This window comes from Plasticicumulans lactativorans (assembly GCF_004341245.1).
GTDB classification, from domain to species: domain Bacteria; phylum Pseudomonadota; class Gammaproteobacteria; order Competibacterales; family Competibacteraceae; genus Plasticicumulans_A; species Plasticicumulans_A lactativorans.
In genome coordinates this window covers 84,562-106,450 of the sequence record NZ_SLWY01000011.1, presented here as the reverse complement: position 1 = coordinate 106,450, position 21,889 = coordinate 84,562, and the positions used below count along the sequence as shown (strand labels likewise).

The window sequence follows — 21,889 nt, the reverse complement described above, 5'->3', positions numbered from 1 at the left end:
CCTCACTTGCTGCCCGGCTCGACGCGGATCGGGATCGCCTTGCGCTCGGTCTGCTTCTTGCCGCCGAACAGGTTCACCCGGCTCTCGCCGCCCGAGCAGCCGTTGCCGAAGCTGAAGCCGCAGCCGCCGCGCTCGCCGAAGGCGTCGTAGGTGGCGCTGGCGTACTCGCGGTGCGAGGTCGGGATGACGAAGCGGTCCTCGTAGTTGGCGATGGCGAGGTAGCGGTACATCGCCTCGACCTGGTCGAGGCGCAGGCCGACGGCGTCGAGCACGTCCTGGCGGATCTCGCCGTCGACGGTCTTGGCGCGCATGTAGGCGCGCATCGCCAGCATGCGTTCGAGGGCGAGCTTGACCGGGGCCTCCTCGCCGGCGGTGAGCAGGTTGGCGAGGTAGCGCAGCGGAATGCGCAGGCTGCCGACGTCGGGGATGATGCCGTTCATGCCGATCGCGCCGGCCTCGGCCTTGGCCTGGATCGGCGACAGCGCCGGCACGTACCAGACCATCGGCAGCGTGCGGTACTCGGGGTGCAGCGGGAAGGCGATCTTCCAGTCGATCGCCATCTTGTACACCGGCGATTCCTTGGCGGCTTCGAGCCAGGCGTCGGGGATGCCCTCGGCGCGCGCCGCGGCCTGCACCGCCGGGTCGAAGGGGTCGAGGAAGATGTCGAGCTGGGCCTGGTACAGCGCGCTCTCGTCACGCACCGACGCCGCCTGCTCGATGCGGTCGGCATCGTAGAGCAGCACGCCGAGGTAGCGGATGCGGCCGACGCAGGTCTCGGAGCACACCGTCGGCTGCCCGGCCTCGATGCGCGGGTAGCAGAAGATGCACTTCTCCGATTTGCCGGTGTTCCAGTTGTAGTAGATCTTCTTGTACGGGCAGGCCGAGACGCACATCCGCCAGCCGCGGCACTTGTCCTGGTCGATCAGGACGATACCGTCCTCCTCGCGCTTGTAGATCGCGCCCGAGGGACAGGCGGCGACGCAGGCCGGGTTCAGGCAGTGCTCGCACAGGCGCGGCAGGTACATCATGAAGGTGTTCTCGAACTCGCCGTAGATCTCCTTCTGCACCTGCTCGAAGTTGTAGTCCTGCGAGCGCTTGGCGAACTCGGTGCCGAGGATCTCCTCCCAGTTCGGCCCCCATTCGATCTTCTGCATGCGCTCGCCGCTGACCACCGAGCGCGGCCGTGCCACCGGCATCGCCTTGGACTCGGGTGCGTTCTGCAGGTGCGCGTAGTCGTAGTCCCAGGGCTCGTAGTAGTCGTCGATCTCCGGCAGGTCGGGATTGGCGAAGATGTTGGCGAGCACCCGCCACTTGCCGCCGATCTTCGGTTCGATCTTGCCGTTCTTCTTGCGCGTCCAGCCGCCCTTCCAGCGCTTCTGGTTCTCCCAGTCCTTGGGGTAGCCGATGCCGGGCTTGGTCTCGACGTTGTTGAACCACGCGTACTCCATGCCCTCGCGCGAGGTCCACACGTTCTTGCAGGTCACCGAGCAGGTATGGCAGCCGATGCATTTGTCCAGGTTCAGGACCATGCCGATCTGTGCACGTACTTTCATGATGTCTCCGTCCTCGCCGGTTCAGTGGCCCGCCGCCGCATCCGCGGCCGCTTCGTCGTCGAGCCAGTCGACCTTCGCCATCTTGCGCACGATGATGAATTCATCGCGGTTGGCGCCGACCGTGCCGTAGTAGTTGAAGCCGTAGCTCTGCTGGGCGTAGCCGCCGATCATGTGGGTCGGCTTGAGCACGGTGCGGGTGACCGAGTTGTGGATGCCGCCGCGGGTGCCGGTGATCTCCGAACCGGGGGTGTTCGTGATCTTCTCCTGCGCGTGGTACATCATCGACATGCCCTCGGGCACGCGCTGGCTGACCACGGCGCGGGCGGCGATGGCGCCGTTGACGTTGAAGGCCTCGATCCAGTCGTTGTCCTCGATGCCGGCCTTCTTCGCGTCGATCTCGCTGATCCAGATGATCGGGCCGCCGCGCGACAGCGTGAGCATCAGCAGGTTGTCGGTGTAGGTGCTGTGGATGCCCCACTTCTGGTGCGGGGTGATGAAGTTCAGCACGATCTCCGGGTTGCCGTTGCCGCGCTTGCCGAGCATCGGCTCGACGGTCTTCATGTCGACCGGCGGGCGGTAGGCGCACATCGCCTCACCGAAGCCGAGCATCCACGGGTGGTCCTGGTAGAACTGCTGGCGGCCGGTCACGGTGCGCCAGGGGATCAGCTCGTGGACGTTGGTGTAGCCGGCGTTGTAGCTGACCTTCTCGTCCTCCAGCCCCGACCAGGTCGGCGACGAGATGATCTTGCGCGGCTGCGCCTGGATGTCGCGGTAGCGGATCTTCTCGTGCTCCTTGGGCAGCGCCAGGTGGGTGTGGTCGCGGCCGGTGATCTTCGACAGCGCCGCCCAAGCCTTGACCGCGACGTGGCCGTTGGTCTCCGGCGCCAGCATCATGATCATTTCGGCGGCGTCGATGTCGCTGTCGATGCGCGGCCGGCCCTGGCTGACGCCGTCCTCCAGCACCGTGTAGTTCAGCGAGGCGAGCGCCTCGACCTCGTGCTGGGTGTTCCAGCCGATGCCCTTGCCGCCGTTGCCGAGCTTGTCGAGCAGCGGGCCGACCGAGGTGAACTTCTTGTAGGTGCTGGGGTAGTCGCGCTCGACCACGATCAGGCTCGGCGCGGTCTTGCCGGGGATCAGGTCGCACTCGCCCTTCTTCCAGTCACGCACCTCGGGCATCGCCAGTTCGCTCGGGGTGTCGTGCTGCGTCGGCAGCGCGACCAGGTCCTTCTCGACCCCCAGGTGGCCCTTGCAGACCTCGGAGAAGGTCCGCGCGATGCCCTTGAAGATGTCCCAGTCGGTGCGCGCCTCCCAGGCCGGGTCCACCGCCGCCGACAGCGGGTGGATGAAGGGGTGCATGTCGGAGGTGTTGAGGTCGTTCTTCTCGTACCAGGTGGCGGTCGGCAGCACGATGTCGGAGTACATGCAGGTCGTCGACATGCGGAAGTCGAGCGTCACCAGCAGGTCGAGCTTGCCGGTCGCGGCCTCGCGCCATTCGACTTCGAGCGGCTTCTCGCCGCCTTCCTCGCCGAGGTCCTTGCCCTGCAAGCCGTGGGTGGTGCCGAGCAGGTACTTGAGGAAGTACTCGTGGCCCTTGCCGCTGGAGCCGAGCAGGTTCGAGCGCCACACGAACAGGTTGCGCGGGAAGTTGACCGGGTTGTCCGGGTCCTCGAAGGAAAAGCGCACGTCGCCGGCGAGCAGTTGCGCCTTCACGTAGTCGGCCGGGGCCTGGCCGGCCGCCGCCGCGGCGCGGGTGAGCTCCAGCGGATTGGCGTCGAAGTGCGGCGCGGTCGGCAGCCAGCCCATGCGCGCCGAGCGCACGTTGTAGTCGATCTGCGTGCCCTGCCACTGCGCCGGGTCGGCGAGCGGCGAGAGGATCTCGCGCATGCCGAGCTTCTCGTGCCGCCACTGGCTGCTGTGCACGTAGAAGAACGAGGTCGAGTTCATGTGCCGCGGCGGACGGTTCCAGTCGAGCGCGAAGGCGAGCGCGGTCCAGCCGGTCTGCGGGCGCAGCTTCTCCTGGCCGACGTAGTGCGCCCAGCCGCCGCCGCTCTGGCCGACGCAGCCGCACATCATCAGGAGGTTGATGACGCCACGGTAGTTCATGTCCATGTGGTACCAGTGGTTCATCGCCGCGCCGATGATGATCATCGACTTGCCGCGGGTGCGATCGGCGTTGTCGGCGAACTGGCGCGCCACCGCGATCACCTGCGCGCGCGGCACGCCGGTGATCTTCTCCTGCCAGGCCGGGGTGTAGGGCACGTCGTCGTCGAAGGAGCTGGCGACGTTGCCGCCGCCGAGGCCGCGGTCGAGGCCGTACTGCGCGAGCGTGAGGTCGTACACGGTCGCCACCAGCGCTTCGCTGCCGTCGGCGAGGCGGATCTTCTTCGCCGGCACGTTGCGCACCTGGATCGCGTCGTGCGTGGTGCAGGCGAAGTGCGGGTGGTGGGTGGCGCCGAAGTAGGGGAAGGCGACCGGCACCACCTCGTCGCGGATCTCGTTGACCGACAGGCGCAGGCGCAGCTCGGCGCCGCTCAGCGCCTCCTTCTGTTCGAGGTTCCACTTGCCGACCAGGTCGCCCTGCTCGCCCCAGCGGAAGCCGATCGAGCCGTTCGGCACCACCAGGTTGCCGCTCGCCTCGTCGAAGGCGAGGGTCTTCCACTCGGGGTTGTTGGCCTGGCCGGCGCCGTCGGCGAGGTCGGAGGCGCGCAGGAAGCGGCCGTTGACGTAATGGCCGTCGGCACCGCGGTCGAGCCGCACCAGGTAGGGGAAGTCGGTGGTCTCGCGTACGTAGCGGTCGAAGTACTCGCTCTTGCCGTCGAGGTGGAACTCGCGCAGCACCACGTGCCCCATCGCCATCGCCAGCGCGGCGTCGGTGCCCTGCTTGGGGTGCAGCCAGATGTCGGCGAACTTCGAGGCTTCGGAGTAGTCGGGGCAGACCACCGCGATCTTCGTGCCCTTGTAGCGGACCTCGGTCATGAAGTGTGCATCGGGCGTGCGCGTCTGCGGCACGTTCGAGCCCCACATCATCAGGAAGGTCGAGTTGTACCAGTCGGCCGATTCGGGCACGTCGGTCTGCTCGCCCCAGACCATCGGCGAGGCCGGTGGCAGGTCGCAGTACCAGTCGTAGAACGAGCCGCAGTTGCCGCCGATCAGCGACAGGTAGCGGCTGCCGGCGGCGTAGCTGACCATCGACATCGCCGGGATCGGCGAGAAGCCGAAGATGCGGTCGGGGCCGTAGCGCTTGATCGTGTAGGCGTTGGCCGCGGCGATCAGCTCGTTGACCTCGTCCCAGGTCGAGCGCACGAAGCCGCCCAGGCCGCGCTTGCTCTTGTACTCGGCGCTCTTCTCCGGGCTCTCGACGATGCTCGCCCAGGCGTCGACCGGATCGCGGCCGCGCCGCGCCTCGCGCCACAGCGAAAGCAGCCGGCCGCGCATCATCGGGTACTTCACCCGGTTGGCGCTGTACAGGTACCAGCTGTAGCTCGCGCCGCGTGCGCAGCCGCGCGGCTCGTGGTTGGGCAGGTCGTCGCGGGTGCGCGGGTAGTCGGTCTGCTGGGTCTCCCAGGTGACCAGCCCGTTCTTGACGTAGATCTTCCACGAGCACGAACCGGTGCAGTTCACGCCGTGGGTGGAGCGCACGATCTTGTCGTGTTGCCAGCGTGCGCGGTAGGCGTTCTCCCAGCCACGGTCCTCGCCGGTGACCAGGCCGTGCCCGCCGGCGAAGGTGTCCTGCGCCTTGGTGAAGAAGCTCAGGCGATCCAGAAAATGACTCATGTTCCGTTACCTCTCTCCGTTCGTGGGAACGGGGGGCGGCGCCCCCGCTCCCTGGCCCCTCCCGCGTGGGGAGGGGAAGATGATCAGCAGGGCATCTCGGCGTTGCGGCGGGCGTAGTACCACCAGGTGAGCGCGATGCAGGTCAGGTAGAAGACGACGAAGCCGTACAGCGCGCCCTCGGGGCCGCCGAACAGCTCGATCGAGCTGCCGAAGCTCTTCGGGATGAAGAAGCCGCCGTAGGCGCCGATCGCCGCGGAGAAGCCGAGCACCGCGGCGGCCTCCTTGTTGGCGTCCTTGACCGCCTGCTCCTGCGCGGCGGCGTCCTGGCCGGCGGCGGCGCGCTGGCGTTCGGTGAGGAAGATCACCGGGATCATGCGGAAGGTGGAGCCGTTGCCGATGCCGGTGGTGACGAACAGCACCATGAACATCGCCAGGAAGCCGACGAAGCTGCCGCCCTGGCCGCCGTGCGGCAGGACGGCGAGCACGCCGAACACCGCCGCGATCATCGCGATGAAGTTCCAGAAGGTGACCCGCGCGCCGCCGAGCCGGTCGGACAGCCAGCCGCCCAGCGGCCGGACCAGCGCGCCGACCAGCGGGCCGAGGAAGGCGTACTGGGTCGGGTTGACGTCGGGGAACTGCGTCTTGGTGAGCAGCGGGAAGCCCGCCGAGAAGCCGATGAAGGAACCGAAGGTGCCCAGGTACAGCCAGCACATCAGCCAGTTGTGCTTGCGCTTGAAGACCACCGCCTGCTCGGCGAACGAGGCCTTCGCCGAGGCGATGTCGTTCATGCCGAACCACGCCGCCAGCGCCGCGACGATGATGAACGGCACCCAGACGAAGCCCGCGTTCTGCAGCCACATCTGCCGGGTGGCATCGCCCTTGGCCCAGGTCAGCGGCTCGCCGCCGAGGCTGCCGAACACGCTCGCGGTGATCACCAGCGGCACCACGAACTGCACCGCGCTGACGCCGAGGTTGCCGAGGCCGGCGTTGAGCCCGAGCGCCGTGCCCTTCTGCGCCTTCGGGAAGAAGAAGCTGATGTTGGCCATCGACGAGGAGAAGTTGCCGCCGCCGAAGCCGCACAGCAGCGCCAGGATCAGCATCACCAGGTAGGGCGTGTCGGGGTTCTGCACCGCGAAGCCGATCCACACGCAGGGGACGAGCAGCGAGATCGTGCTCAGCGTGGTCCAGCGCCGGCCGCCGAAGATCGGCACCATGAAGCTGTAGAAGATGCGCAGCGTCGCCCCCGACAGCGCCGGCAGCGCGGCGAGCCAGAACAACTGGTTCGCCGTGTACTTGAAGCCGAGGTTCGGCAGGTTGACCACCACCACCGACCACACCATCCACACCGCGAAGGCGAGCAGCAGGTTGGGGATCGAGATCCACAGGTTGCGCGTGGCGATGCGCCGGCCCTTGGCCTCCCAGAAGGCCTTGTCCTCGGGCTCCCACTCGGTGAGCGTGAGCGGGCTCGGCTGCACCAGTTCGGGCAGGTCCTGCGACAGGGCGTCGAGCTGCGGCAGCGCGCGGTGTTCCATCCGCAGGATGGCGAAGTGCATCCACACCGTCGACACGCCGACGATCACGAACAGCAGCATGAAGCAGCTCTGCCACACGCCGGTGAGGTCGTTGAGCATGCCGAAGGTGATCGGCAGCAGGAAGCCGCCGAGGCCGCCGATCATGCCGACGACGCCGCCGACCGCGCCGACGTGGTTCGGGTAGTACACCGGGATGTGCTTGAACACCGCGGCCTTGCCGAGGCTCATGAAGAAGCCGAGGACGAAGATCAGCACGATGAACAGGCCGATGCCGGTTTCCATCGAGAACTCGACCGGGCCGTGGATGCCGCGGATGGTGAAGCTCGCCGGCGGGTAGGCGAGCAGCAGCGTGCAGATCACCGACACGCCGAAGGTCCAGTACATCACCCGGCGCGCGCCGTAGCGGTCGGACAGCCAGCCGCCGAAGATGCGGAACAGCGACGCCGGGATCGAGTAGGTCGCGGCGATCATGCCGGCGTGCTTGATGTCCATGCCGTAGGCGCCGGTCAGGTAGCGCGGCAGCCACAGCGACAGCGCCACGAAGGCCCCGAACACGAAGAAGTAGTAGAGCGAGAAGCGCCACACCTGCAGGTGCCTGAGCGGCTCCATCTGCTGCAGGAAGCTGAGCGGCTTGGCGCCGGTCGCGCGCCGCTCGCGCAGGCTCGGATCGTCATCGGTGAACAGCCAGAACAGCACCGCCATCACCGCGATCGCCGTGGCCCACACCTGGGCGACGGTCTGCCAGCCGTAGGCCACCATCACGAAGGGCGCGACGAACTTGGTCACCGCCGCGCCGACGTTGCCGGCGCCGAAGATGCCGAGCGCGGTGCCCTGCTTGGCCGATTCGAACCACTTCGACACGTAGGCGACGCCCACCGCGAACGAGCCGCCGGCGATGCCGACGCCGAGCGCGGCGAGCAGGAAGGTTTCGTAGGTGGTGGCGTAGGTGAGCAGCCAGGTCGCCACCGCGGCCGACAGCATCACCACGACGTTCACCAGGCGCCCGCCGTACTGGTCGGTCCAGATGCCGAGTACCAGGCGGATCAGCGAGCCGGTGAGGATGGGGGTACCCACCAGCAGGCCGAACTGGGTGTCGTTGAGACCAAGCTCTTGCTTGATCTGTACCCCGATGATCGAGAACACGGTCCACACGGCGAAACACACCGTGAACGCCACCGTGCTCATCACCAGGGCGCGGGTCTGTGGACCTTTGCCGGCTTGCATGGGAGTGCCTCCTCGCGTCTGTGCGCGCCGTTCCAAATTTGGCGTGACGGTAAGGAAAGCTAGGCGAGACCCTGTTGATGCGCGTCAAGCCAGACCGAGGTGGGTAGGCCGGTGCGCCGCCGGGCTGCCTCCGGCTACCTCGCCCGGAGCGGCTGCTTAGGCACGGAAACGCTTACGCTTTTCCACATGGCACTGGCCGGGAGCGGTGTGCTCGTCTACCACCATCGGGTCGACGACATGTGCAACCGTGGACAGCGTGGCGGCGGCGGCGGGGCGCGCGGCGCGCTTGAGGCAGGTCAAGGCCGGCGGGCGTCGGCTCGCCGAGCCTGCGGGAGAAGGGCCGTGGTGGCCGGGGAGGAGACGTGGGAGCAGGAGGGGAACGGGTCGCAGGGCCCGGGTTGCGCGACTCGCTGATGCTGCGCATGGGCGTGCTGCTCGGCGGCATCGCGCTGTTCGCGGTGATCGGCATGGGCAGCTCGCTGACCATCGCCGAGGCCGGGCGCGGCGACGCCGCAGCGATCAACCTCGCCGGCTCGCTGCGCATGCAGAGCTACCGCATCGCCACGCAGGTGGCGCAGGTGCGCGCCGGCGTCGCGCCACCCGCGCGCGTCGACGAGGCCGGCGCGGAGTTCGAGCGCCGCCTCGGCAGCCGCGTGCTCGACCGCGCCGCCGGCGAGGACGCGCGGCGCGACCTGCTCGCGCAAGTGCGCGGTCACTGGCAGAGCGCGATCCGCCCGCTGCTGCCGGTCGCCGCAACGGACGCCGGCGCCCGCGGCGACGGCTTCCTCGAACGGGTGGACGCCTACGTGGCCGACATCGACCGCCTGGTGACGGCGCTGGAGCAGGGCGCCGAGGCCAAGCTCGTCTGGCTGCGCTGGCTGCAGGCGCTCGCGCTCGGCGCCTGCGCGATCCTCGCCGCGCTCGCCTGGCGCGAGGTGCACCGCTGCGTGCTGCCGCCGCTGCGCGACCTGCTCGCGCTCGCCCAGCGCGTGCGCGGCGGCGACTTCTCGCGCCGCGCCGCGTACACCGGCGCCGACGAACTCGGCGTGCTCGGCCAGGCCTTCAACGCCATGGCCGGCGACCTCGCCAAGCTCTACGCCGACCTCGAAACCCGCGTGCGCGAGCAGACGCGCGCGCTGCGCCAGTCCAACCGCTCGCTGCAGCTCCTCTACGACACCGCGCGGCGCCTCGGCGCCGGGCCGCCGGCGGCGGCGACGCTGCGCCCGCTGCTCGGCGAGGCGGTGCGCTCGACCGGCGCCGCCGCCGCCGCGCTGCACCTGGAACCGGAGGCCGCGGCCGCGCTCGACGAGATCGACGGGCGCGGCGGCGCGACGGCGCCGGACTGCATCGCCGCCGACCCCGAGCGTCCGCCGCGGAGCGACGCCGCGACGCTGCGCATCGAGGTGGCCGACCAGGGGCGGCGCTACGGTGTGCTCGAGATCGAGCGCGCGGCCGACGGCGCCCCCGGCCCCGAGCACCAGCGCCTGCTCGAAACCGTCGCCCAGCACATCGCCGCGTGCCTGCACGCGCGCCAGCGCGACCTCTCGCAGCGCCGCCTCGCGCTGCTGGAGGAGCGCAACGTGATCGCGCGCGAGCTGCACGACTCGCTCGCGCAGTCGCTCTCGTACCTGAAGATCCAGGTCAGCCGGCTGCAGTCGGCGCTGCCGGCGGGGCAGCCGGCGCAGGTCACCGACATCCTCGGCGAGCTGCGCGAGGGCCTCGGCAGCGCCTACCGCGAGCTGCGCGAACTGCTGGTGACCTTCCGTATCGCGATGCCCGAGACCGGGCTCGAAACCGCGCTGGCGCGCGCGCTGGCGGAGTTCGGCAGCCGCGGCGGGCTCGCCATCGAGCTCGATTTCGCTCCGGGTGCGCAGGCGCTGAGCCCGCACCAGGAGATCCACGTGCTGCAGATCGTGCGCGAGGCACTGTCGAACATCGTCCACCACGCCCGCGCGCGCCACGCGCGGGTGAGCCTCGCGCGCTGCGGCGCACGCATCCGCGTGCACATCGACGACGACGGCGTCGGTCTGGGCGACAATCCCGGCCGCGAACGTCACTACGGCCTCACCATCATGCGCGAGCGCGCCCGCAGCCTCGGCGGCGAGATCGCCTTCCTGAACCGGGACGGCGGCGGCTGCCGCGTCGAGCTCGGCTTTCCGGCCAGCGCCGCTGCCCCATCCGACGGAGGATCCAGCCCATGAACGCGCCCGACCTCGAGCCCCAGACCCTGCTGGTGATCGACGACCATCCGCTGCTGCGCAAGGGCGTGTCGCAGCTCGTCGCGCTCGAACCGGCGATGCGCCTGGTCGGCGAGGCCACCGACGGCGCCGAGGGCCTGCGCCTGGCGCGCGAGCTCAAGCCCGACCTGATCCTGCTCGACCTGCAGATGCGTGGCATGGGCGGGCTCGACGCGCTGCGCGCGATCAAGGCGCTCGACCTCGACACGCGGGTGATCATGTTCACCGTGTCCGACAGCGAGGAGGACGTGCTCGCCGCGCTGCAGGCCGGTGCCGACGGCTACCTGCTGAAGGACATGGAGCCCGAGGAGATGCTGGCGAGCCTGCGCCAGGCCGCGCGCGGGCGCCTGGTGCTGTCGGCGCCGGTCACCGAGCTGCTGGCGCGGGCGCTGCGCCACGAAGGGCCCGCCGCCGGGCTGCCGCTGTCGGAGCTGACCGAGCGCGAGCACCAGATCCTGCTGCACATCGCCGCCGGCAAGAGCAACAAGCTGATCGCGCGCGAGCTCGACATCACCGAGGGCACGGTGAAGGTCCACGTCAAGCACGTGCTGAAGAAGCTCGGCCTGCGCTCGCGCGTCGAGGCCGCGGTGTGGGCGGTCAAGACGGGGCTCGCGCCGCGCGCCTGAGCGCCGCGCGCTACAGCCGGCCGAGCAGCTCGGCCTTCTTGGTGGCGAACTCCTCGTCGCTGAGGATGCCCTTGGCGTGCAGCGCGGCGAGCTTCTCGATCGTCGCGAAGACGTCGGCCTCGCCACCGCCCGGCGCCGGAGCAGGTGCCGCGGCCGGTACCGGTGCCGCGGCCGATGCCGGCGGTGCGACGGGGGCGGGGCTGCGCACCGGCACGCCGTCGATCGACACCACCGGCAGGCTGGCGACGTCCACCAGCCCGTACTGGCTGGTGAAGCTGAGCGAGCCGCCGTAGCCCTGCTGCTGCGCGAAGCCGCCGATCTGGTGATCGAGCGTGTCGTAGACGGTGACGTGGCCGTTGACCTCGATCGCGAGCCGCCGCGCCTGCGCGAACAGCGCGTAGCGCACGTCGTTCTGCGCGCCGGTGCTGTTCGGCCAGCGCAGTTCGCTGCCCCACCAGTCGCCGCCGTCGCCGGGCGCCGGCGGCACGAACAGGCTCACCGGCCCGAGCGGCCCGCTGCCGTCCTGCTGCTGGCTGCCGCCGTAGCCGCCCTGCTGCTGCTGTTGCCCGCCGCCGAACGCCGCCTGCTGCTGGCGGCCCTGGCTCTGCGACTGGAAGCTGCCGCTGCGCAGCAGCTCGGGCTGGCTCGCCACCAGCCCCGCCAGTTCGTAGCAGAGCCCGTCGACGCGGCTCTTCAGGTAGTTGTTGAACATGTCGCCGAGCATCGTCATGCCACCCAGCATCCACTGGCCGGAACCGCCGAACTCGGGGTGGCTGAACTGCGCCATGCTGCCGTTGCCGTTGATCACGGCGTCCAGCATCACCAGCACGGCATCGGGGCTGAAGCCGTGGCGACGTGCCAGATCGTCGATGATCTGCTGGCCGGCGGGGGAGAGTTGTCGCATCGGGGTGTACTCGTCGTCGTCCGGCGGCGGGCCGCAGCGCGGTGCCGCGAGGCCGGACCAGGAAATGCCGCAGTGCGGCGGAAGTCGAGCATAGGGAGGCCGGAGCGGTTCGCGCAATGCCCGCTGGCCACCGGGCGCACGGCGGCGACGGCAGCGGGGCGTGCGGCTGGACTAAGCTCAAAGCCGCGCCGCGCGCCCCGCGGCCATCGCCCGGAGGACCCGAGATGCCCGGACGGATCGAATTCGCATTCGGCAACGCCCCGCGCCCGCGGCGCGGCACCGGCAGTTGCCGCATCCTCGTGCTCGCCGATCTCGCCGGCGATGCGCCGCGCGCGCCGCTCGCCGCCCGCGCGCCGCTCGCACTCGCCAGCGGCGGCACCGACGCCCTCGCCGCGCGCCTCGCGCCGCGGCTGGTGCTGCCGGCCGACGCGACGCTGCCGGCGCTGACGCTCGACTTCACGAGCGTCGACGACTTCCACCCCGATGCCCTGCTCGCGCGCGTGAGCCTGTTCGAGGAGGTGGCCGCGGCCGCCCGCCGCCTCGGCGACCAGTTGCAGGCGCCGGCCCCGGCGCCCGCCGCGCCGTCGCCGCCGCCGCCGGCGCCCGACGACACGTTCGCGTCGCTGCTCGGCGGCGCCGTCGGGCAGGGGCTGCCGGCGCAGCGGCATGCCGAGGACCTCATCCGCCGCCTGGTGGGCAATGTCGGCACGCCCGCGCCCGACCCGCGCCGGCAGGTGCTGGAGGTCGCCGCCGACCTCGCCCGCACCCGGGCGCTGCGTGCGCTGCTGCACCAGCCGCGCTTCCAGCGCCTGGAGGCGGCGTGGCGCGGTCTCGCCTGGCTCGCCGGCAACCTCGACACCGATGCCGGGGTGCAGATCGCGGTGCTCGACCTCGGCCGCGACGAACTCGTGGCCGACCTGCTGGGGGAGGCGCCGGTGCTGCCCGCGCTGTTGAGCGCGGCGGCCGAGGCGGGCGGGGCCTTCGGGCTGATCGCCGCCGATTTCGTCTTCGCCGCCACCCGCGAGGACGTGCAGGTGCTGGCCGGCCTCGGCGGGCTGGCCGATGCGCTCGATGCACCGCTGCTCGGCGGCTTCGAGCCGACGCTCGCGCAGGCGCCGCAGCGGCTGGCGGGGGAGACGCCCGAGGCGGCGCTGTGGCAGGCGCTGCGCCAGACCGGCGGCGCCGCGCGGCTCGGGCTCGCGCTGCCGCGGCTGCTGCTGCGCCGGCCGTTCGGGGCGCGCTCCGACCCGATCGACAGCTTCGCCTTCGAGGAGGACAGCGCCGGGGCCGGGCACGAGGAGCTGCTGTGGGGCAACCCCGCCTGGGGGCTCGCGCTGCTGCTCGGCCGTGCCTGGACCGACGCCGAGGGCTGGGACTTCGCCCCCGACGACAGCTGCGAACTCGACGACCTGCCGCTGCACGTGCGCGCGGTCGACGGCGAACGCGCGATGCAGCCCTGTGCCGAGGTGTTCCTGAGCGAGAGCGCCGCCGAAGCGCTCGACGCGCTCGGGCTGATGCCGCTGATCAGCCGCCGCGACCGCAACGCCGCGCGGCTCTACCGCTGGCGCTCGCTCGCCGGTGCGCTGCAGGGCCCGTGGGGCGGCTGAGCGACGGCGTCGCGGGCGCGCCGCGACCGGTTTGGGCCGTGCGCTTCATGCGTGTCGCGGCGGCCCTCCCATCCGGGCTGGTGGCGGGCGCAGGCCGGGTGGTGGGCTAGACTGCTTCGGCCGCGAACGCGCCGCGCAGGCGCCGGCCGGGTAGCGCCGGCGGCGCGCGCGGGGCCGCGTGCACCCAACCATAACGATGAGGTCGCCGGCAGCGCGAAGGCATCGCGCGCCCGACAGGAGGAAGCGAAAGTGATGAGAACGGCTGTGTTCCCCACCTGGGCGCGCAAATGCGCCCTGATGCTCGTGGCGCTCGCCGCCTTCAGTGCGTCCGCCGCCGAGTGGCCCGAGAAGACCGTGACCGTCGTCGTCCCGTTCCCGCCGGGGGGCCCCTCCGACATCGTCGCCCGGCCGATCACGACCAGGCTCGCCGAAGTCTTCGGCAAGCCGTTCATCATCGACAACCGCGGTGGCGCCGGCGGCAACATCGGCACCGATCTGGTCGCCAAGTCGGCGCCGGACGGCCATACGCTGCTGATCTCGTCGAGCGCGCCGATCGTCATCAACCCGAGCCTCTACAAGAAGCTCGCCTTCGACCCGGCGAAGGACCTGGCGCCGATCACGATGCTGGCCAAGGTGCCGCTGGTGCTGGCGGCGCATCCGTCGGTGCCGGCCAAGGACCTGCAGGAGCTGGTCGCGCTGATCAAGTCCAAGGACGGCAACTTCCAGTACGCGTCGTCCGGCAGCGGCACGCCGCAGCACATGACCGGCGAGCTGTTCAAGACCACCGCGAAGCTCGACATGATCCACGTGCCCTACAAGGGCTCGGCGCCGGCGATCACCGACCTGATGGGCGGCCACGTGCCGGTGATGTTCGACAGCCTCATCGCGATCCTGCCGCACATCAAGGCCGGCAAGGTCAAGGCGATCGCGGTCACCAGCGCGCAGCGCTCGCCGCAGCTGCCGGACGTGCCGACCTTCATCGAGGCCGGCTACCCGGGCTTCGAGGCCTATGCGTGGTACGGCTTCTTCACCCGCGCCGGGACGCCGCCGGCGGTCATCGACAGGATCAACGCCGAAACGCTGAAGATCATGAAGACGCCCGAGTTCAGCCAGCGCCTGGAGGAGATGGGGTCCGCGTTCGTCGGCGACACGCCCGACAACTTCCGCGCCTTCATCACCAGCGAAACCGCCAAGTGGGCCAAGGTGGTCAAGGAAAGCGGCGCGACGGTGGATTGACTGTCGCCGGGAAGTGTCTATCGGACGGCCCCGCACGCGCAGCGGCGGGGCCACCGCACGGCCACCGAGGAGCTCGTACATGATCAGCACACACACCACCATCGCCGGCCTGCTCGCCGCCGCCCTCGTCGTCGCGACGCCGGCACGGGCGAGCGAAGACTACCCGATCAAGACGATCACGATGATCGTGCCCTTCGCCGCCGGCGGCCCCACCGACACCGTCGCCCGCCTGGTGGCGGCCGCGATGGGAACCGACCTGAAGCAGACGGTCATCGTCGAGAACGTCGGCGGGGCCGGCGGCACGCTGGGCGCCGGACGTGCCGCGCGGGCCGCGCCCGACGGCTACACCCTCTTCATGCACCATATCGGCCAGGCCACCGCACCGGCGCTCTACCGCAAGCTGCCCTACGACCCCGTCGCCGATTTCGAGCCGATCGGCCTGGTGACCGACGTGCCGATGACGCTGGTGGGGAAGAGCGACTTCCCGGCCAAGGACGTCAAGGAACTCCTGGCCTACGTGAAGGCGAACAAGGACAAGGTCACGCTGGCCAACGCCGGCATCGGTGCCGCCTCGCACCTGTGCGGCATGCTGTTCATGAGCGCGATCGAGACCGAGCTGACCACGGTGCCGTACAAGGGCACCGGCCCGGCGATGAACGACCTGCTCGGCGGCCAGGTCGACCTGATGTGCGACCAGACCACCAACACCACGAGCCAGATCCGCGCCGGCAAGATCAAGGCCTACGGCGTCACCACCAGGACCCCGGTGGCCTCGCTGCCGAACCTGCCGACGCTCGACTCCGCCGGGCTGCCGGGCTTCGAGATCACCGTCTGGCACGGCCTGTACGCGCCCAAGGGCACGCCCAAGCCGGTCATCGACCGGCTGGTGCAGTCGCTGCACGTCGCGCTGAACGACGCCACCGTCAAGCAGCGCTTCGCCGATCTCGGCACCGAACCGGTCGCCGCCGACCGTGCCACCCCCGAGGCCCTGCGCAGCTACCTCAAGGCCGAGATCGACAAGTGGGGGGTGGTGATCAAGAAGGCCGGCGTCTACGCCGACTGAGCCCGCATCCGCCCGTCCGCGCGGCATCCCATGCCGCACGGACGGGCAGCGGCGGACGGGGGGCCGCGGTGCCGTGCAGCACGCCCGCCCGTCGCCGGGCGTTCAGGGGCCGTCGGCGATCGGGATCGCCAGGCTCTCCTTCACTTCCTCCATCACGACGAAGCTGTGCGAGTCGCGCACGCCGGGCAGCGTGCGCAGGATCAGGCCGAGCAGTTCGCGGTACTCGGTCATGTCGGCGATGCGGATCTTCAGCAGGTAGTCGAAGTTGCCCGAGACCAGGTGGCATTCCTGCACCTGCGGCACCTGCAGCGCGGCGCGCTTGAACTGGTCGAAGATGTCGGGCGAGGTGTAGTCGAGGCTGATCTCGACGAACACCAGCAGCCCGGCGCCGAGCTTGCGCGGGTTGAGCACCGCGGTGTAGCCGAGGATCACGCCGTCCTTCTCCAGCCGGCGCACGCGTTCGAGGCAGGGCGAGGGCGACAGCCCCACCGCGGCGGCGAGATCGACATAGGACAGCCGCCCCTGTTCCTGCAGCTTGCGCAGGATGCGCCGGTCCATGCGATCGAGTTTTCGGGCCTGGGCCATGACGCCACCGCAAGATTTTCGGCCGCCCGCGGGGCGAACCGGTGATACCGGCAATTCCGCCTGTATCGCCGCATCATTTCGACGCTATCGGCGGCACTCTTCCTCATACAATAGGTCATCTTGCTGAGATTGCCCCGGTTCATCGCAAGAGCGATCCCCGATCCGGGGCGGGGCGGCAGTCACCGGTTCGTAGAGGAGCGCAGCGCATGAAGATCGTCGTTCTGGGCAGTGGCGTGGTCGGCACCAGCACCGCTTATTACCTGGCCAAGGCCGGGCACGAAGTCGTGGTGCTCGAGCGCCAGCCGGGGCCTGCGCTCGAAACCAGCTATGCCAACGCCGGGCAGATCTCGCCCGGCTACTCGGCGCCCTGGGCCGGGCCGGGCGTGCCGCTGAAGGCGCTGAAGTGGATGTTCATGGAGCACGCGCCGCTGGTGCTGCGGCTCAAGTTCAATCCGGAGATGTGGCGCTGGATGTGGGAGATGCTGATGAACTGCAACGCCCGCGCCTACGAGGTCAACAAGTCGCGGATGATGCGCCTCGCCGAGTACAGCCGTGACCAGTTCGTCACGCTGCGCGCCGACACCGGCATCAGCTACGACGACCGCCAGCAGGGCACGCTGCAGTTGTTCCGCACGCAGAAGCAGGTCGACGACGCCGCCAAGGACATCGCCGTGCTGCGAAGCCTCGGCGTCGGCCACGAGGTGCTCGACCGCGCCGGCTGCGTGGCCGCCGAACCCGCGCTCGAACTGGTCTGCGACAAGATCCAGGGCGGCCTGCGCCTGCCCGGCGACGAGACCGGCGACTGCTTCAAGTTCACCCAGCGGCTGGCCGAGATGGCGGCCGGGCTCGGCGTGCAGTTCATGTACGGCACGGCGATCTTCGGCCTCGACCACAGCGGCGGCGAGGTCACCGGGGTGCAGACCAACAGGGGGCGCATCACCGGCGACGCCTACATCTGCGCGCTCGGCAGCTATTCGACCAAGCTGATGCGCGAGCTCGGCTACCGCATCCCGGTGTTCCCGGTGAAGGGCTACTCGATCACCGTGCCGATCACCGACCCGGCCTTCGCGCCGGTGTCGACGGTGATGGACGAGACCCACAAGGTCGCGATCACCCGCCTCGGCGACCGCATCCGCGTCGCCGGCACCGCCGAGCTGACCGGCTACGACCTGCAGCTCACCCACGAGCGCGGCAACACCGTGCGCCACGTGGTCACCGACCTGTTCCCGCGCGGCGGCGACGTCAGCCGCGCCGAGCTGTGGACCGGCCTGCGCCCGAACACCCCGGACGGCACGCCGATCATCGGTGCCACGCCGCTGAAGCGGCTGTACCTGAACACCGGCCACGGCACGCTGGGCTGGACCATGAGCTGCGGCTCGGCGCGGGTGATCAGCGACATCGTCACCGGCGCGCAGCCCGACATCGACACCGCCGGCCTCGGCATGGACCGTTACGCCTGAGCCCGACGGGCCCCGGCAGGAGGACTTCCGACATGCGTCCGGCCACCGCCGTGATCGACCTCGCCGCGCTGCGGCACAACCTGGGCCGGGTGCGGGCGCTGGCGCCGCACGCGCGCGTGTTCGCCGTGGTCAAGGCCGACGGCTACGGCCACGGCGCGGCGCGCCTGTTGCCCGCGCTCGGCGACGCCGACGCGCTCGCCGTCGCCTGCATCGAGGAGGCGCTGGCGCTGCGCGCGGCCGGCGCCACGCAGCCGGTGCTGCTGCTCGAAGGCGTGTTCGAGGCCGACGAGCTTGCGCTCTGCGCCGAGCACGGCTTCGAGATCGCGGTGCGCGACGAGGCCGGCCTGCGCCTGCTCGAGGCCGCGCGCCTGCCACGGCCGCTGAAAACCTGGCTCAAGCTCGACACCGGCATGCACCGGCTCGGCATCGACCCGCGGCACACCCGCGCCTTCGTCGAGCGCCTGCGCGCCTGCCCGGCGGTCGCCGACGAACTCGGCGTGATGAGCCACCTGGCGAGCGCCGACGACCCGGCGCACGCGCAGACCGCGCAGCAGCTCGCGAGCTTCGAGGCGGCCACCACCGGCCTGCCGGTGCGCCGCGCGCTGTCGAACTCCGCCGGCGTGCTGGCCTGGCCGGCCGCGCACCACGACTGGGTGCGGCCGGGGATCATGCTCTACGGCTGCTCGCCGATGCTCGGCCAGACCGGCCCCGACGCCGGCCTGAAGCCGGTGATGACCTTCAGCACCGGGCTGATCCAGGTGAAGACCGTGGCTCGTGGCGAGACCATCGGCTACAGCGGCACCTTCACCTGCCCGGCCGACATGCGCGTCGGCATCGCCGCGGTCGGCTACGCCGACGGCTACCCGCGCCACGCGCCGACCGGCACGCCGGTGCTGGTCAACGGCCGGCCGAGCCGCACCCTCGGCCGGGTGTCGATGGACATGCTCTGCGTCGACCTCACCGACCACCCCGAGGCGCAGCTCGGCGACCGCGTCACGCTGTGGGGCGAGGGCCTGCCCGCCGAGCGCATCGCCGAGGCCGCCGGCACCATCGCCTACGAAATCCTCTGCAACCTCGCCGGGCGCGTGCACAAGCGGGTGATCGGCGGCTGAGCCGCCACACCCGCGGTGCGCCCGCTGCCGCCTCACTCGGCGTCGGGCTGACGCTCCGGGCTCGCCGTGCGGAACGCCTCGAGTGCCTCACAGTTGGCGTGGATGCGCAGCGTCTCGGTGGCGAAGCCGAGGTCGCAGCCGAAGCGCTGCGCGTTGAAGATCTGCGGCACCAGGCAGCAGTCGGCGAGCGTCGGCGTGTCACCGTGGCAGAAGCGCCCGGTCGCGTCCGACGCACGCAGTTGCGCCTCGAAGGCGCGCAGCCCCGTCTCCACCCAGTGCCGGTACCACGCGTTCCGGTCGGCCTCGCTGACGCCGAGGCGGTTGGTGAGGTACTGCAGCACGCGCAGGTTGTTGATCGGGTGGATCTCGCAGGCGATCAGCTGTGCCAGCGCCTGCACCCGCGCGCGCTCCAGCGGGTCGCCCGGCAGCAGCGCGGGCGTCGGGTGCAGCGCGTCGAGGTATTCGATGATCGCGAGCGACTGCGTCAGGTGCTGGCCGTCGGCGGTCTCCAGCACCGGCACCAGCCCTTCGGGGTTCAGCGCGAGGAACTCGGGCCGTGCGGTCTCGCCGCCGTTGCGGGTCAGGTGCCAGGGCACGTACTCGTAGGCGAGGCCCTTCAGGTTCAGCGCGATGCGCACGCGGTACGAGGCGGAACTGCGGTAGTAGTTGTGCAGGCGGTACATGGGGCGACTCCGGGATCGGTCTGAGAGCAAGGCGGGCCGCGCTGCCGCGGCCCGCGGTCGGGGGTGGGGTCAGGCGTTGGCGCCGGCGGCTTCGCGCTGCGCTTCGAGGCGGCCCATTACGAAGATGGTGAGCGCGGCGAGCAGCGCCGGGACCGCGACGATCGCGAACATCAGCGACAGCGGCAGGCCGGCGGCGAGCATCACGCCGCCGCTCATCGAGCCCAGCACCGAGCCGATGCGGCCGACCGCCGAGGCCCAGCTGACGCCGGTGGCGCGCACGTGCGTCGGGTAGTAGGCCGCGGCGAGCGCGTTGGCACCGACCTGCGAGCCGCTGATGGTGACGCCGGCGCAGAACACCGCGAGCCCGAGCAGCCAGGGATTGGCGTGGGAGACACCGATCAGCGCGACGCAGCCCGCCCCCAGCGCGTAGGCGATCGCCAGCACGGTGCCCGGCGGGTTGCGGTCCATGAAGCGCCCGATCAGGATCGCGCCGACGGTGCCGCCGATCTGGAACATCGCGGTGACCACCGAGGCCATCTGCAGGCTCATGCCGGTGCTGCTGATCACCGTGGGCAGCCAGCTCGACAGCAGGTAGATGATCAGCAGGGTCATGAAGAAGGTGGCCCACAGCAGCACGGTGCCCCTGCCCAGCCCTTCATCGAACAGGTGGCGCGCGGGGAAGCCCTTGGCCTTGTGGTCCTTGAGCACGAAGCGGGCGTCCTGCAGGTCGGCGCCGGGCGCGATCCGGCGCAGCGTGCGGGCGATGCGTTCACCGGCATGGCCGTTCAGCACCTGGAAGCGCACCGACTCGGGCAGCACGAACCACAGCACCGGCACCAGCGCGAGCGGCAGCACGCCGCCGAGCAGCAGGATGCCGCGCCAGCCGATCGCCGGCACGAGCTGCGCCGCGGTGAGCCCGCCGATCGCCGAGCCGACGGTGAAGCCGCAGAACATCAGCGTCACCAGCGACGAGCGCCGCGCCGCCGGGCAGTACTCCGAGGTCAGCGTGATCGAGTTCGGCATCGCCCCGCCGAGCCCGAGCCCGGTCAGGAAGCGCAGCACCACCAGTTGTTCGAGGTTCGCGCTGTACATCGACACCAGGCTCGCGGTGCCGAAGAAGGCCACCGAAAAGAGCAGGATGGCCTTGCGCCCGTAGCGGTCCGCCAGCGGGCCGAAGATGAAGGCGCCGAGCATCAGCCCGCCGAGGCCGGCACCGAACAGCGGCCCGAGCGCCTGCGGCGTCAGCCCCCATTCGGCCTTCAGCGCCGGGGCGATGAAGCCGATCGCCGCGGTGTCGAAGCCGTCGACGGCGACGATCAGGAAGCACAGCGTCAGGATGGCCTTCTGGTATGCCGAGAAGGGGTGGTGGTCGATGAAGTCCTGCACGTCGATCGTGCGCTTGGCGTCCATCGTGATCTCCTCCGGGGATGTGGTTTCTTGTCGGGTGGTCGCCCGCCGGCGCGGCCCTCGGCCGCGTGCGGCCGGGCCGGATGCGGGCAGGCCGCACCCGTCGGGGGTTCCGGCGGGGAACCCCCGATGGCCGCCGCGGGCGCGGCGGGGCTCGGTCAGGCGGGGGTGATGGCGGGCGTCAGGCGACCTTCACGCGTAGCTCGCCGAGGCCGTCGATGCGGCCGACCATGGTCTGGCCGCGCTCGACCGCGCCGACGCCCTCGGGGGTGCCGGTGAAGATCAGGTCGCCGGGGCGCAGCTCGAACAGGGTCGACAGGTTCGCGATGATCTCGGGCACCGACCAGATCAGCTTGGCGAGGTCGCTCGCCTGGCGGGTCTCGCCGTCGACGCTGAGCGTGATCGCGCCGTGCTCGATCTCACCGGTGGCGTCGAGCGGGTGCAGCGGGGCGATCGGCGCGGAGAGGTCGAAGGCCTTGCCGACCTCCCACGGGCGGCCCATCTCGCGCATCTTCATCTGCTGGTCGCGGCGGGTCATGTCGAGCCCGACCGCGTAGCCGAAGATGTGCTGCGTCGCCTGCTCGACCGGGATGTTGCTGCCGCCGCGGCCGATCGCGACCACCAGCTCGATCTCGTAGTGGTAGTTCTGCGTCTCGGCCGGGTAGGGGATGGTCGCCGTGGTGCCGTCGGCGACCGGGACGATCGAGGCGTCGTCGTTCGGCTTGCAGAAGAAGAACGGCGGCTCGCGGTCCGGATCGAAGCCCATCTCGCGGGCGTGGGCGGCGTAGTTGCGGCCGACGCAGTAGACGCGGCGCACCGGGAACTGCTCGTCGCGACCGGCGATGGGCAGGCCGACGGTGGGGGTGGGGGCGAAGGCGAAGTTCAT

At 70.6% G+C, this 21,889-nt stretch carries 15 protein-coding genes; 7 read left to right on the top strand and 8 right to left on the bottom strand.

Annotation, left to right across the window (positions count from 1 at the left end; all coding sequences use genetic code 11):
• Positions 1 to 2 precede the first annotated feature (2 nt).
• The 3 genes from narH to EV699_RS11065 form a co-directional block, all read right to left on the bottom strand.
• Positions 3 to 1,553 (bottom strand): nitrate reductase subunit beta, encoded by a 1,551-nt coding sequence (gene narH, locus EV699_RS11075; protein ID WP_132542637.1) that lies wholly within the window; start codon positions 1,551 to 1,553, stop codon positions 3 to 5.
• Positions 1,554 to 1,574: 21 nt separating this feature from the next.
• Positions 1,575 to 5,327, bottom strand: a complete 3,753-nt coding sequence (locus EV699_RS11070; protein WP_132542635.1) for a nitrate reductase subunit alpha — start codon at positions 5,325 to 5,327, stop codon at positions 1,575 to 1,577.
• An 83-nt stretch (positions 5,328 to 5,410) separates the two neighbouring features.
• Positions 5,411 to 8,083 (bottom strand): nitrate/nitrite transporter, encoded by a 2,673-nt coding sequence (locus EV699_RS11065; RefSeq protein WP_132542633.1) that lies wholly within the window; start codon positions 8,081 to 8,083, stop codon positions 5,411 to 5,413.
• A gap of 398 nt (positions 8,084 to 8,481) precedes the next feature.
• Here EV699_RS11065 and EV699_RS11060 point away from each other — a divergent pair, with 398 nt between their 5' ends.
• Both EV699_RS11060 and narL read left to right on the top strand, forming a co-directional pair.
• Positions 8,482 to 10,284: a histidine kinase gene (locus tag EV699_RS11060; protein ID WP_132542631.1), complete on the top strand. Its 1,803-nt coding sequence runs from the start codon at positions 8,482 to 8,484 to the stop codon at positions 10,282 to 10,284.
• On the top strand, positions 10,272 to 10,946 hold the full coding sequence (narL, locus tag EV699_RS11055) for a two-component system response regulator NarL (RefSeq protein WP_424450031.1): 675 nt from the start codon (positions 10,272 to 10,274) through the stop codon (positions 10,944 to 10,946). The genes EV699_RS11060 and narL overlap by 13 nt, the downstream gene beginning before the upstream one ends.
• A 10-nt stretch (positions 10,947 to 10,956) precedes the next feature.
• Here the strand turns inward: narL and EV699_RS11050 are convergent, their stop codons facing one another.
• Positions 10,957 to 11,850, bottom strand: a complete 894-nt coding sequence (locus EV699_RS11050; protein ID WP_132542627.1) for an SHOCT domain-containing protein — start codon at positions 11,848 to 11,850, stop codon at positions 10,957 to 10,959.
• Positions 11,851 to 12,074: 224 nt separating this feature from the next.
• Between EV699_RS11050 and EV699_RS11045 the strand changes: the two genes are divergently transcribed.
• From EV699_RS11045 to EV699_RS11035, 3 genes are all read left to right on the top strand, one after another.
• Positions 12,075 to 13,457: a type VI secretion system contractile sheath domain-containing protein gene (locus EV699_RS11045; RefSeq protein WP_132542625.1), complete on the top strand. Its 1,383-nt coding sequence runs from the start codon at positions 12,075 to 12,077 to the stop codon at positions 13,455 to 13,457.
• A gap of 252 nt (positions 13,458 to 13,709) precedes the next feature.
• Positions 13,710 to 14,693 carry a tripartite tricarboxylate transporter substrate binding protein gene (locus EV699_RS11040; RefSeq protein WP_132542623.1) on the top strand — a complete coding sequence of 328 codons (984 nt, stop codon included), beginning with the start codon at positions 13,710 to 13,712 and terminating at the stop codon, positions 14,691 to 14,693.
• Positions 14,694 to 14,772: 79 nt separating this feature from the next.
• Entirely contained in the window at positions 14,773 to 15,756 is a 984-nt protein-coding gene (locus tag EV699_RS11035; RefSeq protein ID WP_132542621.1) for a tripartite tricarboxylate transporter substrate binding protein BugD, read from the top strand.
• 102 nt (positions 15,757 to 15,858) lie between these two features.
• Here EV699_RS11035 and EV699_RS11030 read toward each other — a convergent pair whose 3' ends face one another.
• A complete protein-coding gene (locus EV699_RS11030) occupies positions 15,859 to 16,341 on the bottom strand; it encodes an Lrp/AsnC ligand binding domain-containing protein (protein ID WP_132542619.1) in 483 nt (160 codons plus the stop codon).
• Between the two features lie 206 nt (positions 16,342 to 16,547).
• Between EV699_RS11030 and EV699_RS11025 the strand changes: the two genes are divergently transcribed.
• Positions 16,548 to 17,801: a D-amino acid dehydrogenase gene (locus EV699_RS11025; RefSeq protein WP_132542617.1), complete on the top strand. Its 1,254-nt coding sequence runs from the start codon at positions 16,548 to 16,550 to the stop codon at positions 17,799 to 17,801.
• 32 nt (positions 17,802 to 17,833) lie between these two features.
• Positions 17,834 to 18,913 (top strand): alanine racemase, encoded by a 1,080-nt coding sequence (gene alr / locus EV699_RS11020; RefSeq protein ID WP_132542615.1) that lies wholly within the window; start codon positions 17,834 to 17,836, stop codon positions 18,911 to 18,913.
• Positions 18,914 to 18,945: 32 nt separating this feature from the next.
• On the opposite strand, the gene maiA is transcribed toward alr, so the two are convergent.
• From maiA to EV699_RS11005, 3 genes are all read right to left on the bottom strand, one after another.
• The gene (gene maiA / locus EV699_RS11015; protein WP_132542613.1) at positions 18,946 to 19,596 is read right to left on the bottom strand and encodes a maleylacetoacetate isomerase; all 651 of its coding nucleotides are present in this window, start codon (positions 19,594 to 19,596) and stop codon (positions 18,946 to 18,948) included.
• Positions 19,597 to 19,665: 69 nt separating this feature from the next.
• Positions 19,666 to 21,006 carry an MFS transporter gene (locus EV699_RS11010; RefSeq protein ID WP_132542611.1) on the bottom strand — a complete coding sequence of 447 codons (1,341 nt, stop codon included), beginning with the start codon at positions 21,004 to 21,006 and terminating at the stop codon, positions 19,666 to 19,668.
• Positions 21,007 to 21,184: 178 nt separating this feature from the next.
• Positions 21,185 to 21,889 carry a fumarylacetoacetate hydrolase family protein gene (locus EV699_RS11005; protein ID WP_132542609.1) on the bottom strand — a complete coding sequence of 235 codons (705 nt, stop codon included), beginning with the start codon at positions 21,887 to 21,889 and terminating at the stop codon, positions 21,185 to 21,187.

Excerpts from the sequence above, each read along its gene's own strand:
- EV699_RS11070 (WP_132542635.1), bottom strand. The coding sequence starts at position 5,327 with ATGAGTCATTTTCTGGATCGCCTGAGCTTCTTCACCAAGGCGCAGGAC.
- EV699_RS11025 (WP_132542617.1), top strand. The coding sequence starts at position 16,548 with ATGAAGATCGTCGTTCTGGGCAGTGGCGTGGTCGGCACCAGCACCGCT.
- EV699_RS11035 (WP_132542621.1), top strand. The coding sequence starts at position 14,773 with ATGATCAGCACACACACCACCATCGCCGGCCTGCTCGCCGCCGCCCTC.
- EV699_RS11040 (WP_132542623.1), top strand. The coding sequence starts at position 13,710 with ATGAGAACGGCTGTGTTCCCCACCTGGGCGCGCAAATGCGCCCTGATG.
- EV699_RS11010 (WP_132542611.1), bottom strand. The coding sequence starts at position 21,006 with ATGGACGCCAAGCGCACGATCGACGTGCAGGACTTCATCGACCACCAC.
- narH (WP_132542637.1), bottom strand. The coding sequence starts at position 1,553 with ATGAAAGTACGTGCACAGATCGGCATGGTCCTGAACCTGGACAAATGC.
- alr (WP_132542615.1), top strand. The coding sequence starts at position 17,834 with ATGCGTCCGGCCACCGCCGTGATCGACCTCGCCGCGCTGCGGCACAAC.
- EV699_RS11005 (WP_132542609.1), bottom strand. The coding sequence starts at position 21,889 with ATGAACTTCGCCTTCGCCCCCACCCCCACCGTCGGCCTGCCCATCGCC.
- maiA (WP_132542613.1), bottom strand. The coding sequence starts at position 19,596 with ATGTACCGCCTGCACAACTACTACCGCAGTTCCGCCTCGTACCGCGTG.
- EV699_RS11050 (WP_132542627.1), bottom strand. The coding sequence starts at position 11,850 with ATGCGACAACTCTCCCCCGCCGGCCAGCAGATCATCGACGATCTGGCA.
- EV699_RS11065 (WP_132542633.1), bottom strand. The coding sequence starts at position 8,083 with ATGCAAGCCGGCAAAGGTCCACAGACCCGCGCCCTGGTGATGAGCACG.
- EV699_RS11045 (WP_132542625.1), top strand. The coding sequence starts at position 12,075 with ATGCCCGGACGGATCGAATTCGCATTCGGCAACGCCCCGCGCCCGCGG.
- EV699_RS11030 (WP_132542619.1), bottom strand. The coding sequence starts at position 16,341 with ATGGCCCAGGCCCGAAAACTCGATCGCATGGACCGGCGCATCCTGCGC.